At 53.3% G+C, this 15,263-nt stretch carries 17 protein-coding genes; 9 read left to right on the top strand and 8 right to left on the bottom strand.

Annotated features, from left to right (window positions below):
- Window positions 1–110 precede the first annotated feature (110 nt).
- The 3 genes from panE to On2M_RS09575 are packed head-to-tail and all read left to right on the top strand — an operon-like array spanning window position 111 to window position 2,690.
- Window positions 111–1,022, top strand: coding sequence for a 2-dehydropantoate 2-reductase (gene panE, locus On2M_RS09585; protein ID WP_210904718.1), 912 nt, complete (start codon window positions 111–113; stop codon window positions 1,020–1,022).
- Window positions 985–1,575, top strand: coding sequence for a protein deglycase YajL (yajL, locus tag On2M_RS09580; RefSeq protein ID WP_187259369.1), 591 nt, complete (start codon window positions 985–987; stop codon window positions 1,573–1,575). The genes panE and yajL overlap by 38 nt, the downstream gene beginning before the upstream one ends.
- A 32-nt stretch (window positions 1,576–1,607) precedes the next feature.
- Window positions 1,608–2,690, top strand: a complete 1,083-nt coding sequence (locus tag On2M_RS09575) for a hypothetical protein (RefSeq protein ID WP_187259368.1) — start codon at window positions 1,608–1,610, stop codon at window positions 2,688–2,690.
- 65 nt (window positions 2,691–2,755) lie between these two features.
- On the opposite strand, the gene thiI is transcribed toward On2M_RS09575, so the two are convergent.
- Window positions 2,756–4,204 (bottom strand): tRNA uracil 4-sulfurtransferase ThiI, encoded by a 1,449-nt coding sequence (gene thiI / locus On2M_RS09570; RefSeq protein WP_005125147.1) that lies wholly within the window; start codon window positions 4,202–4,204, stop codon window positions 2,756–2,758.
- A 208-nt stretch (window positions 4,205–4,412) separates the two neighbouring features.
- Here thiI and xseB point away from each other — a divergent pair, with 208 nt between their 5' ends.
- The 4 genes from xseB to yajO are packed head-to-tail and all read left to right on the top strand — an operon-like array spanning window position 4,413 to window position 8,473.
- Complete coding sequence (gene xseB, locus On2M_RS09565; RefSeq protein ID WP_038638224.1) at window positions 4,413–4,655, top strand: exodeoxyribonuclease VII small subunit; 243 nt, start codon at window positions 4,413–4,415, stop codon at window positions 4,653–4,655.
- The gene (ispA, locus tag On2M_RS09560; RefSeq protein ID WP_151218616.1) at window positions 4,656–5,555 is read left to right on the top strand and encodes a (2E,6E)-farnesyl diphosphate synthase; all 900 of its coding nucleotides are present in this window, start codon (window positions 4,656–4,658) and stop codon (window positions 5,553–5,555) included. It abuts the gene before it with no gap.
- Window positions 5,556–5,579: 24 nt separating this feature from the next.
- Window positions 5,580–7,442 carry a 1-deoxy-D-xylulose-5-phosphate synthase gene (gene dxs / locus On2M_RS09555; protein ID WP_187259367.1) on the top strand — a complete coding sequence of 621 codons (1,863 nt, stop codon included), beginning with the start codon at window positions 5,580–5,582 and terminating at the stop codon, window positions 7,440–7,442.
- Window positions 7,443–7,498: 56 nt separating this feature from the next.
- Window positions 7,499–8,473 (top strand): aldo/keto reductase, encoded by a 975-nt coding sequence (gene yajO / locus On2M_RS09550; RefSeq protein ID WP_210904717.1) that lies wholly within the window; start codon window positions 7,499–7,501, stop codon window positions 8,471–8,473.
- 83 nt (window positions 8,474–8,556) lie between these two features.
- Here the strand turns inward: yajO and pgpA are convergent, their stop codons facing one another.
- The 6 genes from pgpA to nrdR all read right to left on the bottom strand — a co-directional run bounded on the left by pgpA (window position 8,557) and on the right by nrdR (window position 12,663).
- Window positions 8,557–9,075, bottom strand: coding sequence for a phosphatidylglycerophosphatase A (pgpA, locus tag On2M_RS09545; RefSeq protein WP_061067419.1), 519 nt, complete (start codon window positions 9,073–9,075; stop codon window positions 8,557–8,559).
- Complete coding sequence (thiL, locus tag On2M_RS09540; RefSeq protein ID WP_210904716.1) at window positions 9,053–10,030, bottom strand: thiamine-phosphate kinase; 978 nt, start codon at window positions 10,028–10,030, stop codon at window positions 9,053–9,055. The genes pgpA and thiL overlap by 23 nt, the downstream gene beginning before the upstream one ends.
- Window positions 10,031–10,106: 76 nt before the next feature.
- On the bottom strand, window positions 10,107–10,526 hold the full coding sequence (nusB, locus tag On2M_RS09535) for a transcription antitermination factor NusB (protein WP_000801129.1): 420 nt from the start codon (window positions 10,524–10,526) through the stop codon (window positions 10,107–10,109).
- A 19-nt stretch (window positions 10,527–10,545) separates the two neighbouring features.
- The gene (ribE, locus tag On2M_RS09530; protein WP_003021575.1) at window positions 10,546–11,016 is read right to left on the bottom strand and encodes a 6,7-dimethyl-8-ribityllumazine synthase; all 471 of its coding nucleotides are present in this window, start codon (window positions 11,014–11,016) and stop codon (window positions 10,546–10,548) included.
- A 90-nt stretch (window positions 11,017–11,106) separates the two neighbouring features.
- Entirely contained in the window at window positions 11,107–12,210 is a 1,104-nt protein-coding gene (gene ribD, locus On2M_RS09525) for a bifunctional diaminohydroxyphosphoribosylaminopyrimidine deaminase/5-amino-6-(5-phosphoribosylamino)uracil reductase RibD (RefSeq protein ID WP_151218614.1), read from the bottom strand.
- Window positions 12,211–12,213: 3 nt separating this feature from the next.
- Window positions 12,214–12,663 carry a transcriptional regulator NrdR gene (gene nrdR, locus On2M_RS09520; protein WP_016152032.1) on the bottom strand — a complete coding sequence of 150 codons (450 nt, stop codon included), beginning with the start codon at window positions 12,661–12,663 and terminating at the stop codon, window positions 12,214–12,216.
- A 154-nt stretch (window positions 12,664–12,817) separates the two neighbouring features.
- Between nrdR and On2M_RS09515 the strand changes: the two genes are divergently transcribed.
- Window positions 12,818–13,357 carry a DUF3251 domain-containing protein gene (locus On2M_RS09515; RefSeq protein WP_210904715.1) on the top strand — a complete coding sequence of 180 codons (540 nt, stop codon included), beginning with the start codon at window positions 12,818–12,820 and terminating at the stop codon, window positions 13,355–13,357.
- Window positions 13,358–13,655: 298 nt separating this feature from the next.
- On the top strand, window positions 13,656–14,519 hold the full coding sequence (locus tag On2M_RS09510; protein ID WP_003021561.1) for a nucleoside-specific channel-forming protein Tsx: 864 nt from the start codon (window positions 13,656–13,658) through the stop codon (window positions 14,517–14,519).
- 46 nt (window positions 14,520–14,565) lie between these two features.
- Here the strand turns inward: On2M_RS09510 and On2M_RS09505 are convergent, their stop codons facing one another.
- Window positions 14,566–15,258 (bottom strand): YafY family protein, encoded by a 693-nt coding sequence (locus On2M_RS09505; RefSeq protein ID WP_210904714.1) that lies wholly within the window; start codon window positions 15,256–15,258, stop codon window positions 14,566–14,568.
- Window positions 15,259–15,263: the final 5 nt, after the last annotated feature.

Raw genomic sequence — 15,263 nt, 5'->3', positions numbered from 1 at the left:
CTATACTAGGCTGTATCCCTTCATTGTACGTGGTAGTGACATCTGCGAACAATAATGGGGTGCGGTCGAAATGGATTAACACCTGGTGTTGTTGCAGGTGAGGAGGAAGAATGAAAATTACCGTACTGGGATGTGGAGCGTTAGGACAGCTATGGCTTACAGCACTGTGCAAACATGGACATGAGGTGCAAGGGTGGCTGCGCGTACCGCAACCCTACTGCAGCGTAAACCTGATCGACACGGATGGCTCAGTTTTTAATGAATCCCTGACGGCAAACGACCCCGACTTTTTGGCAAAAAGCGACCTGCTGCTGGTCACCCTGAAAGCCTGGCAGGTTTCTGATGCGGTAAAAGGCCTGGCCGCAATTCTGGCTGAAACCACGCCCATTCTGCTTATTCACAACGGCATGGGGACGATTGAAGAGTTACATAACATTAAGCAACCCTTGCTGATGGGTACCACCACCCACGCAGCGCGCCGTGACGGGAACGTCATCATTCATGTCGCTCAGGGAACAACGCGTATTGGACCGGCGCGTGAGCAAGACGGAGATTTCAGCTATCTGGCTGAAACCCTGCAAGAGGTGCTGCCGGACGTCGCCTGGCACAACACTATTCGCGCCGAGCTGTGGCGCAAGCTGGCCGTCAACTGCGTCATTAACCCGCTGACCGCATTATGGGATTGCCCAAACGGTGAGTTACGCCACCATCCGGAAAAAATAGCGCTCATCTGCGAGGAAGTGGCAGCGGTAATCGAACGCGAAGGCCACCACACATCAGCGGATGATTTACGCTATTATGTCGAGCAAGTGATTGACAGTACGGCGGAAAATATCTCATCTATGCTGCAGGACATTCGCGCCATGCGTCATACCGAGATCGACTACATTACCGGTTATTTGTTAAAACGCGCACGCGCGCACGGCATCGCCGTTCCGGAAAATGCCCGCCTGTTTGAAATGGTTAAAAGAAAGGAAAGTGAGTATGAGCGCTCAAGCACTGGTATGTCTCGCCCCTGGTAGTGAAGAAACCGAAGCAGTTACTACTATCGATCTGCTGGTTCGCGGCGGAATTAAGGTCACAACCGCCAGCGTCGCCAGCGATGGCAACCTGACGATCGTGTGCTCGCGCGGTGTGAAACTGCTGGCGGATGCGCCATTAGTCGAAGTTGCCGACGGCGATTTCGACATCATCGTGCTGCCCGGTGGTGTCAAAGGCGCCGAGTGCTTTCGCGACAGTCCCCTGCTGGTCGAAACCGTGAAACAGTTTCATCGCTCCGGACGCATAGTCGCGGCAATCTGCGCCGCTGCCGCGACCGTCCTCGTCCCACACGACATTTTTCCCATCGGCAACATGACCGGCTACCCGGCGCTGAAAGACAAGATCCCCGCGGAGCAATGGCAGGACAAGCGCGTCGTGTGGGATCCGCGCGTTAACCTGTTAACCAGCCAGGGACCGGGAACCTCCATCGATTTCGGTTTAAAAATCATTGATCTGTTGGTTAGTCGTGAAAAAGCCCATGAGGTAGCGTCACAGCTGGTGATGGCTGCGGGAATTTATAACTACTACGAATAAATCTTCAGGCCACTTACCTACAAGGAATAAGAATGAAAGGATATCTGAGCGCAGTGGCTTTACTGCTCCTTTCCGGCTACGCCGCAGCAACGCAACTTGAAATAAAAAACCTTGAATATCGCTACCCCGCAAGCGCTGAGATACAGTATCGCGTGCCGTGGTTTACTTCAACGGATAACCCTCAGGTCGCTAAACGCATTAACGATTATATTTTCGCAAGCTTTATCAATCAGTTGCCGGGTAGCAACCCACAGGCTACGCTGAAGCAGTTCGCCAAAGCAGAGAGAAACGCCACCGCAAACCTTGATTACACGGTTGAGTATCGCGACGACAAAATACTGTCACTGAACATGTTTGTCGAAGGGTGCGGCGCGTATTGTGAATCGTACAATGTACCGCTCAGCTTCGATTTAGCCAACGGCGCAGCAATTACCCTCAACGATCTCTTTTCCCGCTCTACGATGGCCGAATTAAATACCCGCATCAGAAAAGATATCCGTGGCCAAATCGACACCTTTGTTGATGCGCATAAATCGCAGACGTCGGCGCAAATAAAAGAAGAGAAAGGCGATGATTTTGACTATGCCGAATTCTACGCATCATGCGCAACCTACACCGACGGTTTGTACTACATCGATAAATTCTCTCTGCAAAAAGACCATTTGGCCTTCCTGAATGGACGCTGTAGCAACCATGCCAGCCGTGCGCTCGACGATCTGGGCGATTTCACCACGAAAATACCTACCGCAGAACTGCATAATCAGCTCACGTCATACGGCCAGTATCTGACTGGCGCAAAGAGTACAACACCGGTTGAGCCCGCCCCCGGCATTGACGGCAAGGTGATGTACGGCACGCTGGGAAAAAGCATGCGTATTGTGTTGAAGGTGGAGTGCAAATACGGTGATTTTATTGACGGGGCTTACTTTTACCAGAAATTTGGCGCACCGATTGAATTAACCGGTAAGTGCGATACGGCCGATAATCAACATTATGAACTGAAGACGTCTGCAGCTGAACAATCGCAAGAGAAAATAACACTGGATTTAAAAGACGGGGTTTATCAGGGCGTCTGGGAGTCGAACGGGAAAACGCTTCCCATGCGTTTTGAATAATAACGTTGTATTGCCGGATGGCGGCGTAACCGCCATATCCGGCCTTCAACATGGTGTTTGCTCAATTATGGGCGATACACCTTCACGTTTTCAAAGCCCTGCTCGCGCAGGTAAAGCGCCTGCAGACGGCTCATCACCCCGCGTTCACACCATAGCAGCCAGGTTTTGCTCTGATCCAGATCGCCGAATTTGGTGCTCAGCTTGTAGAACGGCAGAGAAACGACGTCCACGCCGTCAACCTTCAGCGGTTTGTCATCCTGTTCATCCACAGAGCGGATATCCAGAATCACATCGTTCGGGCCGAAGCCGCTCACGGTTTCCACTTCCACCACGGTCTGCTGCGTCTGCTGGGCGATATCACGAATATCGATATTGTTCGCTTCTTCAACCACTTTATCGAGGATCGAGAAATCGAAGTTTTCTTCTTCGGCCTCAATCTTCGCCTTAATTGCTTTCACCGTCGGGCTTTTTGAAATCACGCCGCAGTATTCCGGCATAGTACGGGCAAAGTCCTCGGTACCAATTTCACGTGCCAGATTGATAATGTGCTCTTTATCATGGGAGATAAGCGGTCGCAGGATCAGGGTGTCAGAAACGTTATCGATCAGGCGCAGGTTGGTCAGCGTCTGGCTGGACACCTGGCCCAGCGCTTCACCGGTTACCAGCGCCTGTACGCCGTAGCGCTCAGCGACTTTCGACGCCGCGCGTACCATCATACGTTTGAGGACCACGCCCATCTGACCGTCGTCGACTTTCTCCAGGATCTCGCCCACTACCGGCTCAAAGTTGATGGCAACAAAACGCACGCGATGCGAGCTACCAAAGCGGTTCCACAGATAATGCGCCACCTGGCGAACGCCGATTTCATGCGCTGCCCCGCCCAGGTTGAAGAAGCAATAGTGTACGCGGCAGCCGCGACGCATCAGCATGTAGCTGGACACGCCGGAGTCGAAACCACCCGAGATCAGCGACAGTACGTCTTCCTGTGTCCCTATCGGGAAACCGCCGATACCTTCATAGCGGCCTTTAACCAGCAACAGGCGGTCGTTTTCGATTTCAAGATTCACCGTCACGTCCGGCTTCGTCAGCTTCACGCGCGCGGATTCAATATGCTGGTTCAGTCCACCGCCAACATAGCGTTCCACCTCAATAGAGCTAAACTCATGCTTACCGCGACGTTTGACGCGAACGCAGAAGGTCTTACCTTCCAGTTGATCGCGATACTGTACCAGCGCTTTCTCGAAAATATCGTGCATATCGGTAAACGGCACGTCTTCTACTTCGAGAATATGGTGGATCCCCGGAATACGGGTTAGCGCGTCGCGAATGTCCAGGCGTTGGCTTTCATCTTTCGCGCGAACCTCAACGTGATCCCAGTGACGGACAACGGCAAGGTCTTCATCATAGTGCTTTAAAACGTTACGAATGTTCCCTGTCAGAATTTTTATAAAGCGCAAACGCACAGATTGGCTTTTGATGGTGATTTCTGGGAACAATTTAATGATAAACTTCATGGCGGCAATGGTTCTTTGGCAAGTCTGAATGACTTGTAATGGAAAAAAATACAGCAGCCCATACCCTGCGGCTGCATCCAGGCGCGCAAGTATACCACCATCATGGTCATCCTGTGCACATCGCCTTACCATTGCGCGTTATTTGCTTATCAGTGCGAGTCCGTTACCATAGTCTTGTGCTGCCAATACAGAGAGTCAGACATTCATTATGCCGAAGAAAAATGAAGCGCCAGCCAGTTTTGAAACAGCGCTGAGCGAGCTGGAACAGATTGTTACCCGCCTGGAAAGCGGCGACCTGCCGCTGGAAGAAGCGCTGAACGAATTCGAACGAGGCGTACAGTTGGCGCGTCAGGGACAGGTTAAATTGCAACAGGCTGAACAGCGCGTGCAAATCCTGCTGTCAGATACTGAAGACGCCGCCCTTACGCCTTTTACACCGGATAATGAGTAAATGGATTTTACGCAGCAGCTACAGGCTTGCGTTGAGCAGGCCAATCAGGCACTGAGCCGTTTTATCGCGCCACTGCCCTTTCAGAACACTCCCGTGGTCGAAACCATGCAATATGGCGCATTATTAGGCGGTAAACGTCTGCGCCCGTTTCTGGTGTACGCGACCGGTCAGATGTTTGGCGTCAGCCTGAGTACGCTTGATGCTCCCGCGGCAGCCGTCGAGTGCATCCATGCTTATTCGTTGATGCACGATGATTTACCCGCGATGGACGACGATGACCTGCGCCGCGGTCTGCCGACCTGCCACGTAAAATTTGGCGAGGCAAACGCGATCCTCGCCGGAGATGCGCTGCAAACGCTGGCGTTCTCCATTATCAGCGACGCCCCGATGCCGGAAGTGTCTGACCGTGACCGCATCGCGATGATCTCTGAACTGGCCCAGGCCAGCGGTATCGCCGGAATGTGCGGCGGCCAGGCACTGGATCTGGCAGCCGAAGGCCATCAGGTTGAGCTGGATGCGCTGGAGCGTATTCACCGCCACAAAACCGGGGCATTGATTCGCGCCGCCGTACGTTTGGGGGCATTAAGCGCAGGTGACAAAGGGCGAGAATGCCTGGCAACACTCGACAAATATGCAGAAAGCATCGGCCTGGCTTTCCAGGTTCAGGATGACATCCTGGATGTGGTGGGCGATACTGCAATATTGGGTAAACGTCAGGGTGCTGACCAGCAGCTTGGCAAAAGTACCTATCCTGCACTTCTGGGTCTTGAGCAAGCCCGGAATAAAGCCCGGGATTTAATCGAAGATGCCCGCCAGTCGCTGAATCTGCTGGCCGCACAGTCACTCGATACCTCGGCACTGGAAGCGCTAGCGGACTATATAATCCAGCGTGATAAATAAACCAACATATCCCATGAGCTTGCGATGAGTTTTGATATAGCCAAATACCCGACCCTGGCGCTGGTCGACTCCACCCAGGAGTTACGCCTGCTGCCAAAAGAGAGCCTGCCAAAGCTTTGCGACGAACTGCGCCGCTATTTGCTCGACAGCGTAAGCCGTTCCAGCGGGCACTTCGCCTCTGGTCTGGGCACGGTGGAACTCACCGTCGCGCTGCACTACGTCTACAACACCCCGTTTGACCAGTTAATCTGGGATGTGGGACATCAGGCTTACCCACACAAAATTCTGACCGGCCGTCGCGATAAAATCGGTACGATTCGCCAAAAAGGCGGTTTGCATCCGTTCCCGTGGCGCGGTGAGAGCGAGTATGACGTACTGAGCGTCGGACACTCCTCGACCTCTATCAGCGCTGGCATCGGTATTGCGGTTGCCGCCGAGAAAGAAGGCAAAGAACGTCGTACCGTCTGCGTGATTGGCGACGGCGCCATCACCGCTGGCATGGCGTTTGAAGCGATGAACCACGCGGGTGATATTAAGCCCGACATGTTGGTTATTCTGAACGACAACGAAATGTCGATCTCAGAAAACGTCGGTGCGCTGAATAACCACCTGGCGCAATTGCTCTCCGGCAAACTTTACTCTTCGCTGCGCGAAGGCGGAAAGAAAGTGTTCTCCGGCGTACCGCCGATTAAAGAGCTGCTCAAACGTACCGAAGAACACATCAAAGGCATGGTTGTTCCGGGTACGCTGTTTGAAGAGCTGGGCTTTAACTATATCGGCCCGGTGGATGGTCACGACGTGCTGGGGCTTATCACTACGCTGAAGAACATGCGCGATCTGAAAGGTCCACAGTTCCTGCACATCATGACCAAAAAAGGTCGTGGCTACGAGCCAGCGGAAAAAGATCCAATTACCTTCCACGCGGTACCCAAATTCGATCCGTCCAGCGGATGCCTGCCGAAAAGTAGCGGCGGCCTGCCAAGCTATTCAAAAATCTTCGGTGACTGGCTGTGCGAAACCGCGGCGAAAGACAATAAGCTGATGGCGATCACCCCGGCGATGCGCGAAGGCTCCGGCATGGTGGAATTCTCACGTAAGTTCCCGGACCGCTACTTCGATGTGGCAATTGCCGAGCAGCACGCGGTGACGTTTGCTGCCGGTCTGGCGATTGGCGGCTATAAGCCGGTCGTGGCTATTTACTCTACCTTCCTGCAACGCGCTTACGATCAGGTGCTGCATGATGTCGCCATTCAGAAACTGCCAGTCCTGTTCGCCGTTGACCGGGCGGGTATCGTTGGTGCAGATGGACAAACCCACCAGGGGGCGTTCGATCTCTCCTTCCTGCGCTGCATCCCGGAAATGGTCATTATGACCCCAAGCGATGAGAACGAATGTCGCCAGATGCTGTTCACTGGCTATCACTATAACGATGGTCCAACGGTAGTGCGCTATCCGCGCGGTAACGCGGTGGGCGTTGAGCTGGCGCCGCTGGAACAACTGCCTATCGGGAAAGGTATAGTGAAACGTCACGGAGAGAAAGTCGCGATTCTCAACTTCGGTACCCTGATGCCGGAAGCCGCTCAGGTCGCCGAGTCGCTGAACGCCACGCTGGTGGATATGCGCTTTGTGAAACCGCTGGATGAAACGCTGATCCTGGAAATGGCAGCTCAACACGAAGTGCTGGTCACCATTGAAGAGAACGCCATTATGGGCGGTGCTGGCAGCGGCGTAAACGAAGTGCTGATGGCTCATCGCAAGCCCGTTCCGGTACTGAACATTGGCCTGCCTGATTTCTTCATCCCGCAGGGGACTCAGGAGGAGGCCCGCGCCGATCTGGGTCTTGATGCCGCTGGCATTGAGACCAAAATCAAGGCCTGGCTGGCATAATCCCCTCTCCGCTCCTGCTATGCTTAACTCATCACGAGCTAAGCAGGAGTGGATTGATGAAATACAACACCTTAGGAAAAACCGACCTTCGTGTCTCCCGCCTTTGCCTGGGCTGCATGACGTTTGGCGAACCCCATCGCGGCAATCACGCCTGGACGCTACCTGAAGAAAGCAGCCGCCCGATAATCAAACACGCCCTTGAGGGTGGCATTAACTTTTTCGATACCGCCAACAGTTACTCCGCTGGCAGTAGCGAAGAGATTCTCGGTCGCGCGCTGCGTGATTTCACCCGCCGCGAAGATGTCGTGGTCGCCACCAAGGTTTTTCACCAGGTTGATGATTTAGCAGAAGGATTATCCCGCGCACAAATCCTGCGCTCGATCGATGACAGCCTCAGACGTCTGGGTATGGACTATGTCGACATCCTGCAAATTCACCGTTGGGATTACAACACGCCAATCGAAGAAACGCTGGAAGCTCTGAACGACGTTGTTAAAGCCGGTAAAGCGCGCTATATCGGCGCCTCATCCATGCACGCTTCGCAGTTTGCTCAGGCGCTGGCCTTACAGAAACAACACGGCTGGGCGCAGTTCGTAAGCATGCAGGATCACTACAACCTGATTTATCGCGAAGAAGAACGCGAAATGCTGCCGCTTTGCTATCAGGAAGGCGTTGCGGTGATCCCATGGAGTCCACTGGCGCGTGGTCGCCTGACACGCCCCTGGGGAGAAACCACTGCACGTCTGGTTTCTGATGAAGTCGGTAAAAATTTGTACAACGAGAGCGATGAAAACGATGCACAAATTGCCGCACGGCTCGCCGGTATCAGTGAGGAATTAGGCGTCACGCGGGCACAGGTCGCACTGGCCTGGCTGCTGAGCAAACCCGGTGTGGCCGCACCGATTATCGGTACGTCGCGTGAGGAACAGCTGGATGAATTGCTTAATGCGGTGGATTTAACACTGAAGCCGGAGCAGATCGCCGAGCTGGAGACGCCGTACAAACAACATCCGGTGGTGGGATTTAAATAATCTGGCAATGCCCGATAGCGCTGCGCTTATCGGGCCGTTTGTAGGCCGAATGAGGCATTTACGCGGCCATCCGGCAAAAGCATTTAAATGATACCTACCGGCCAGTGATGGCCGATAAAATAGAGGATCCCGGCAGAAAGTATCCCGGCCACAATATCATCGATCATGATCCCCGTTCCGCCATGCACGTTGCGATCGAACCAGCGGATCGGCCACGGTTTCCACATATCCAGAATACGGAAAATCACAAAACCCGCAGCAACCCACCGCCAGTCATTGGTCGGAAGCGCCATCAGGGTTATCCACATCCCGACAAACTCGTCCCAGACAATGCTGCCGTGATCGTGCACGCCCATATCTTTCGCCGTTTGATGGCACAGATAAACGCCAATACAGATAGACAACATGACCACCAGTGAATACAGTTGCCACGGCAAAAACGTCATTAAATACCAAAATGGGATCGCCGCCAGCGATCCCATCGTGCCAGGAACAATTGGACTCAGCCCACTGCCAAAACCGGTGGCCAACAGATGCCACGGGTTGCGCATGCTCAGGCGACTTTTGGCGACATCTTTTTTAAGGCGCGGCAAAATGGTCATATCCTTTCCAGTCGAACGTGACGGGTTTTCCGTCGCGCGTAAAGTGAATACCTTCCACATCCGCGCTCATCTGCCCGATACAGGTAAACGATGCGCCGAGATTCCCCAGCGCGACGTCCAGCGCGCCACGGTTAATTTCCGGTACAGTAAAGCATAACTCATAATCTTCACCACCCGAGAGCGCCCAGCGCAGCGCTTGTTCCGATTCCACGTGTTGGGCAAATGCCGGAGAGTAAGGCAGCGCATCAACGTTAACCCGCGCGCCGCAGCCGCTGGCATTAATAATGTGCCCGAGATCGGAGATCAGGCCGTCAGAAATATCGATAGCCGCACTGGCAAGATCGCGCAGGGCTTGACCCTGCAAGATGCGCGGCGTTGGCCGCAGATGACGTTTAAGCAGATAGTCTGCGTCTTTTGCATCTCCAACATGCAACCGATTCTGTAAAATCGCCAGCCCCGCCGCGCTGTCGCCCGGTGTGCCAGTCACATAAATCCAGTCTCCCGGTTTCGCTCCGGAGCGTTTTAAGGCCCGTCCGACAGGAACGTAGCCATGGATACCCAGCGTCATCGCCAGTGGCCCACGCGTGGTGTCACCGCCAATCAGCTGCATATCATAGTAATTAAGCAGTTCAAACAGGCCATCGCTGAAGGCTTCAAGCCAGGCTTCATCGACTTCAGGTAACGTGAGTGCTAACGTCAGCCATGCAGGGTCCGCCCCCATCGCCGCCAGATCGCTCAAATTCACCGCCAGCGCTTTCCAGGCGAGATCGGTGGGATCAATGTCAGGGAGGAAGTGGTTGCCAGCCACCAGCGTATCGGTACTGATCGCCAGCGTCTGTTTTTCAGGGATATTCAAGAGTGCGCAATCGTCGCCAATACCGGTTTCGACATCAAGACGAGAGGTTCTTACGCGGTCAAAATAACGGGCAATCAGGGAAAATTCGCCACATGCCATACGTTATGCCTCAGCAGAAAAAAAGAAAAAGCCGGGGATAGTGGAAACACGTTCCACCATCCGACCGGCCTCGGAATTACTTTTTGTTGGGGCGAATCACAGGTGCTGCTTTATCCAGTACACCGTTCACGAATTTGTGGCTGTCTTCAGCGCCGAAGGTTTTCGCCAGTTCAATCGCTTCATTGATGGCCACTTTGTATGGCACATCGCTACGCTTAGACAGTTCAAACAGCGCAATACGCAGCACGGCTTTTTCTACCTGACCCAGCTCTTCCAACAGGCGAGACAGGTAAGGCTTCATTAAGCCATCCAGGTACGCGCTGTTAGTCGCCACCCCGGACAGCAGTTCACGGAAATACAGAACGTCGACATCTTTTACGTCCTGTTCCGCCAGGAACTGGTATTCAACATCAGCGATGTCGTTCTGGGACAACTGCCAGGAGTAGAGCGCCTGGACGGCACACTCACGGGCGCGGCGACGAGCAGCAGGTTTCACGGATTTCCCCTTACAAAAATCAGGCCTTGATGGCTTTCAATACATTAATCATTTCAAGCGCAGTCAGTGCAGCTTCTGCGCCTTTGTTACCGGCTTTAGTGCCAGCACGTTCGATGGCTTGTTCAATACTTTCGGTGGTCAGAACACCGAAGGCTACCGGAATGCCGCTGTCCTGAGCGACATGCGCCAGGCCATTGCTTGCACCGCCAGCCACATATTCGAAGTGCGCGGTACCGCCACGGATCACCGTACCGAGCGCAATCACCGCGTCGTATTTACCGGTTTTCGCCAGAGCGTCAGCCGCCAGCGGCAGCTCATAGGCACCAGGAACCCAAACAACGGTAATGTTTTCATCTTTAACCTGACCAATACGTTTCAGGGCGTCGATCGCACCTTCCAGCAGGCTGTCATTGATAAAGTTGTTGAAACGCGCAATGGTGATGGCGACGCGAGCGTCCGGGGTAGCAACGTTAGCTTCAATAATGTTCATATTCTTCCTTCGGGTTCGATTTATAGCCCCGTAAGGGGGGCGGATTTTATCATAATATTCTGTGCGCTGCTTCCTCTAAATCAGAAAGCCTCACGCAGTCGTTAAATGCAGGCAAACGTCCGGGCCCACCTGGCGTATCTCATTGAATTTGAAATGGGGGGCGTCGGCCAGTTTCTCAAGGCCTGGAAGCACACATAATCCTCGCGCATCGCTGCCTAACAGTTTAGGCGCAACATACACGATTAGCTCATCAACCAAACCGGCCTGTAGTAACGCGCCCGCCAGCGTTGGGCCAGCTTCAACCCAAATGCTGTTAATTTGCTGCTTACCCAGTTGCATCATCAGCACCACCAGATCCAGATGCCCGTTATGTTCCGGCACTTTCAGGCTACGCACCGTCTCCGGCCAACTGCGAGGGTCGTCTTTAGTCCGGGCAATCCAGGTTTCTCCTGGCTGTTGCACAATTCGATGCTCCGGCGTGACCTGATTCTGGCTATCAAGAACAATGCGGATCGGCTGGCGCAGATTTTCCTGCGGGTAACTGGCCTGGGTAGACTCTCCAAGCTCCGACCAACGCACAGTAAGCTGAGGGTCGTCGGCTAATACCGTAGCGCTGCTGGTTAAAATAGCATGGCTTTGCGCTCGTAAACGTTGCACATCGCGACGCGCCTGCGGCGAGGTTATCCACTGGCTTTCACCGCTGGCCATTGCCGTACGTCCATCAAGCGAGGCACCAAGCTTAAGCTGCACATAGGGGAATCCCGTACGCATACGCTTCAGGAAGCCCTTATTAAGCTGCTCAACCTCGCTCATCATCAGCCCGTGGCTGACGTCAATGCCAGCCTGCTGCAAACGATAGAGCCCACGACCTGCTACCTGCGGATTGGGATCCTGCATCGCGGCAACCACACGTGACACGCCTGCGGCAATCAGCGCCTCGCAGCACGGCGGCGTACGCCCATGATGACTACAGGGTTCAAGCGTGACATAGGCGGTTGCCCCTTGCGCTTTTGCTCCCGCCATCCGCAAGGCATGGACTTCGGCATGCGGTTCGCCCGCGCGGTGATGATACCCTTCACCGACGATCTGCCCATCTTTAACAATCACGCAGCCCACGTTGGGATTGGGGTGAGTGGTAAAACGTCCGCGCGCAGCAAGCTTCAGCGCGCGCGCCATGTACAATTCATCCTGCATGGCTTAGTCCTGTAGGCGAGCAATCTCTTCGCCAAATTCTTTGATGTCTTCGAAACTACGGTACACCGAGGCAAAGCGGATATAGGCGACTTTATCGAGTTTTTTCAACTGCTCCATCACCAGGTTGCCAATCATCTTGCTCGGCACCTCACGCTCGCCAGTGGCACGCAGTTGTGATTTGATATGGTTCAACGCCATTTCGACGTCATCAGAACTGACCGGGCGTTTCTCAAGCGCTCTGAGCATGCCGCTGCGCAGCTTATCTTCATTAAAAGGTTCACGCACATCGTTGCTTTTCACAACACGCGGCATGACAAGTTCAGCCACTTCAAAAGTGGTGAAACGTTCGTTACAGACCAGACACTGCCGACGGCGGCGTACTGAGGAGCCCTCGCCGACAAGACGAGAGTCAATTACCTTAGTGTCTACGGCGAAACAGAATGGGCAATGCATACGGCGTCCTGTACCTCAGTGGTTAACAGAAATCTATTTTACCCTGAACTGGCGTGACAACAAAGGCGCAGCGCTTTTGAGACAAAGGATCGATGCCTTCGCGCTCAGTGCGCACTACCATTATGCTATCGCGACAATAAAGGGAGTGATCACAATGACAAGACGTTACCTAAGAATTCTCCTGGTGGGAAGTCTCTTTAGCCTTAGCGCCTGCGCGCAGCAAAGTGAAGTACGCCAGATGCATCAAAGCGTTAGCACGTTGAATAAAGAGATGACGCAGCTCAATCAGGAAACGGTAAAAATTACCCAGCAAAATATGTTGAACGCAAAATCGACCAGCGGCGTCTATCTGCTGCCAGGTTCCAAAACCCCTGCCCGACTGGACAGCCAGATAGGCACGTTACGCATGTCGCTGATAAATATTGCGCCGAACGCCGACGGAACGCGCCTGACGCTGCGGATTCAGGGTGAATCCAACACGCCTTTACCCGCCTTTAGCGCCACCGTCGAATACGGGCAAATTCAGGGTACCACGGACAACTATCAGGAAGTGAACGTTCACAACCAATTGGTCAACGCCCCGGCAAGTATTCTTGCCCCCAGCGACGTCGACATTCCGCTGCAGATAAATGGTCTCACTCGCGAACAGTTAGGTTTTGTTCGCATCCACGACGTTCAACCTGTTAGTCAATAAACTTTTTTGCGGAACGTTTTGTGCGTTCCGCAACACCACTCCCGTCTATTTTGTTACTCCTCTGACATAACCGATATTTCTGGTAAAACTTGGCAACATTGATGAGAGCCAGTACAATTCGCCGCCTAAAGTACGCAAACGTGAACGCAATCGATTACGTAAATGATAGAACTGTGAAACAAGACATATTTTTGTGAACAATGATTTTTATAATAGGCACCGAAGAATTACGAAATATTTAGAAACGCAAATTGCGCATTTTTCACTCCCGAAAGGGATTTCAAACAGTGGCATACATATGAAAAAAACATTACTTGCAGCCGGTGCAGTGCTGGCGCTCTCCTCGTCTTTTACTGCCAACGCAGCAGAAAATGACAAACCGCAATATCTGTCCGACTGGTGGCACCAGAGCGTCAACGTGGTGGGTAGCTACCACACCCGTTTCTCCCCGAAACTGAACAACGACGTGTATCTGGAATATGAAGCGTTTGCCAAAAAAGACTGGTTTGACTTCTATGGCTACATCGATATTCCTAAAACCTTCGACTGGGGTAACGGCAACGATAAAGGCATCTGGTCTGACGGTTCTCCGCTGTTTATGGAAATCGAACCGCGTTTCTCTATCGACAAACTGACCGGCGCTGACCTGAGCTTTGGTCCGTTCAAAGAATGGTATTTCGCCAACAACTACATCTACGATATGGGTGATAACAAAGCCAGTCGCCAGAGCACCTGGTATATGGGTCTGGGTACCGATATCGATACCGGTCTGCCGATGGGTCTGTCTCTGAACGTGTATGCTAAATACCAGTGGCAGAACTATGGCGCATCCAACGAAAACGAGTGGGATGGCTACCGTTTCAAAGTGAAATACTTTGTGCCGATCACTCAGGTATGGGGCGGTCAGTTAACTTACATCGGCTTCACCAACTTCGACTGGGGCTCAGATTTGGGTGACGATCCGAACCGCACCAGCAACTCTATCGCTTCCAGCCACGTTCTGGCGCTGAACTACGATCACTGGCACTACTCCGTAGTGGCGCGTTACTTCCATAACGGCGGTCAGTGGAAAGGTGGCGACACTCTGAACTGGGGCGAAGGCGATTTCAGCGCGAAATCTACCGGTTGGGGTGGTTACCTGGTTGTAGGTTACAACTTCTAATTCAGCCAATCTGTCCGCAGACAAGCCAGCTTAACCGCTGGCTTTTTTATGGCTGGTCTTCACAGCGTACTTTACGTAAAAAGTCACTTAGCGAGCGATCCGCTGATTCGCGAAAGTACCTGTCGAGTGGCGTGATCTTCAGACATCGATCAACGCGAAAGCAGCGATAATCGTCACGTTTTTCACACCATGCAACGAGCAGCCAGTGCTCACCCCAGAAAAATAGTCCCAGCGGCTGAACATCGCGCCAGGAAAGATTCCCGACCTCATCGCGATAATGCAGCGCTAGTGTCTGCTGCGCCGAAACCGCGCGATGAATGAGATCGAACGCACTGCGTGAATGCGGCTGATTACCAAAATCAGGTGCGAAAATCCGTGTTTGCTCGGCCCTGCGCCGACTCTCTGACGGCAATATCGCCAGCACTTTTTCCTGCGCAGACTCCAGCGCCTGTGAGAGTGAATCCCCACCCCATGTTTTCAGCAGCCGAATAGCCACCATCAACGCTTCTGATTCGTGTTGCGTTAACATTAACGGCGGCAAATCAAATCCTGCCATTAGGCGGTATCCACTGCCCACTTCACCTTCAATGGGCACGCCGGATAAAGAGAGATCGCGGATATCGCGATAAATCGTCCGTTCAGATACCTCCAGACGTTCTGCCAGCAGCGCCGCCGTTGTCACTCGCCTGCCACGCAGGATTTGTACAATCTGAAACAAGCGGTCGGCGCGTCTGGACATATTAA

This window comes from Citrobacter sp. On2M (assembly GCF_018035235.1).
GTDB lineage: Bacteria > Pseudomonadota > Gammaproteobacteria > Enterobacterales > Enterobacteriaceae > Citrobacter > Citrobacter meridianamericanus.
This window is presented reverse-complemented; position numbering and strand designations above follow the sequence as displayed.